At 68.7% G+C, this 2551-nt stretch carries 1 protein-coding gene; it reads left to right on the top strand.

Annotated features, from left to right (window positions below; all coding sequences use genetic code 11):
• Positions 1-185: 185 nt before the first annotated feature.
• The coding region (locus V7E09_RS15165) for a S8 family peptidase (protein WP_324523682.1) at positions 186-2551 on the top strand (2366 nt) is incomplete at its 3' end.

Genomic DNA, 2551 nt, shown 5'->3' with positions numbered 1-2551 from the left:
GGCCCCAACAAATGGCGTGCGACGGGGCGTCCGATGCGGGTCGAAGTGATGGACTGAACGCGTCGGAGGAGACAATTGTCGGTCGCGCACCTTAATGTCTGACCCAAGCGCCGACGCGACACTCGGCGTGCAGGACAACCCCCCGTCCAACGAAAGGCCCCAAGGTGCGCACGTGGAAATGCCTGGTGGGAGCAGCCGTCCTGGCGCTCACCGCCCCCCTCACCGCGCAGGCTGCCCCGGTCGTCGGCAACGACGGTCTCGTCACGGCCCCCAGCGGAACCATCGACAGCAAACTCACTCCCGCTTCCCTCGATAAAGCCCCCGTCAAAGTCATCGTCGAACTCAGCGATGACCCGGTGACCGTCGTCGAAGCCAAGCAAGACCGCGAACTCGACACGGGCCAGAAGGCCGCCGTTCGCGATCAACTCAAGCGTCAGCAAAAGAGCGTCGTCGACACCACCAAGAAGGTCGGCGGCACCGTGCTGGCGGAGATGCAGGACGCCTACAACGGCGTCAAGGTGCAGGTCTCCGGCACCGCATTGTCCAAGCTGGCGGCCGTCTCGGGCGTGAAGGCGGTTCACCCCGTTGAGATCCACCGGCTCGACAACGCGACCTCGGTCCCCTACCTCGGCGTGCCGCAGGTCTGGCAGGACACGGGCTACACCGGCAAGAACATCAAGGTCGGCATCATCGACACCGGCATCGATTACACGCATGCCGACTTTGGCGGTCCCGGCACGACGGCGGCCTTCCTCACTGCCCTGGCCACCGAAAGCCAAGCCCCCGATCCTGCGCTGTTCGGGTCCGCGGCCCCCCGGATCAAGGGCGGCTGGGACTTCGTCGGCAACAACTACGACGCCGACGCGGGCGGCGTGCCCAAGCCTGATCCCAACCCGCTCGACTGCAACGGCCACGGCTCACACGTTGCGGGCACGACCGGGGGCGGCGGCGTGACCGCCGACGGTTCGGCCTACACCGGGCCCTACAACGCCTCGACGGCCTCCCAATCGTGGACGATCGGCCCCGGCGTGGCCCCGCAAGTCGACCTGTACGCCTACAAGGTCTTCGGCTGCACCGGAACGACCGACGTCACCACCGAGGCGATCGACCGTGCCGTGGCCGACGGCGTCGACGTCATCAACATGTCGCTGGGGTCCAGCTACGGCACCGCCGACGATCCCTCCGCCGTGGCCGCGTCCAACGCGGTCGGCGCGGGTGTTGTGGTCGTGGCGTCCGCCGGCAACGCAGGCGCCAACCCGTACCTCACCGGTTCGCCGGGGACAGGCCGCGGCGTGGTCAGCGTGGCCGCGAACGATTCCACCGCGACCTTCCCCGGGGCAACCCTCACGTTGGCCGACCGGTCCAGCATCGCGGCCATCAACGCCAACGGGCTCACCCCTCTGCCCACCGGCCCGCTGACCGTGGTGGTACTGAAGGACGACCCGGCGACCGGCGAGAACGAAGCGCTGGGATGCTCGGTGGCCGCCTATACCAAGAACGGCGTCATCGCGGGCGGCAACCAGCTCGCCGTGTCGGTGCGCGGCACGTGCGCGCGGGCGGCCCGTCCGGTCTACGCCCAGCAGGCGGGCGCCACGGCGGCAGCCATGATTGACACCTCGGCGAACTACCCACCCTTCGAGGGGGCGATCACTCAGAACCTCGACACGGGCGAGCCGTTCACGGTCACGATCCCGTTCCTGGGGGTGCGAGGCATCCTCGGCAGCGCCGCCACCGACGACGGTGACAAACTCGTCGCGGCGAACGGCCAGAAGATCACCCTGGCGAGCAAGGCCCTGGACAACCCGGCCTACACCCAGTTCGCCTCCTTCAGCTCGGGCGGCCCCCGCACCGGGGACTCGGGCCTCAAGGCCAACGTCACCGCCCCCGGGGTGTCGACGGTGTCGGCCGGCGTCGGGACGGGCAACGGCCCGGACGTGAAGTCCGGAACATCGATGGCCGCCCCCCACGTGGCCGGGGTCGCGGCGCTGAATGTGCAGGCGCACCCGCGCTGGTCGGCACAAGACATCGCTGCCAACCTCGTCAACACGGCTGATCCGAGCAAGGTCGGCGACTACCGCCTGACCCTGGGCGGCACCGGGTTGATCGACGTCAAGCAGTCGGTGGCGAGCCAGGTGACGGCGGTGGGTGACAGCTACACCACCGAGGACGGCCGGTTCCGCGAGGCGACCTTGAGCTTCGGCTTTGCCGAGTCCACCAACCGGGTCAGCGACCGCAAACGCGTCACCCTGACGAACCACGGCCGCACCCCGGTCACGTTCACCGTGGCCCATGAGGCGACCCCCCAGAGCCGCCCGGCCACCGTCTCGTTCAGTTCGCGCCGCGTCACCGTTCCAGCGGGGCGTTCCACCACGGTCACGGTGAACCTGAACGTCGACATGACCAAGGTCGGTTCGTCTCTCACCGGTGGGTTTGCTTTCTATGAGGCCTCCGGCAATGTGGTGTTCACCGCGCAAGGTCAGCAGTTGCGGGTGCCGTGGCTGCTGGTCCCCCGGGCCTCATCCGACGTGTCGGCCACCCTGCGAGCCACGCG

The sequence above is a fragment of the Propioniciclava sp. genome, assembly GCF_036744435.1.
Lineage (GTDB): Bacteria > Actinomycetota > Actinomycetes > Propionibacteriales > Propionibacteriaceae > Propioniciclava.
This window is presented reverse-complemented; position numbering and strand designations above follow the sequence as displayed.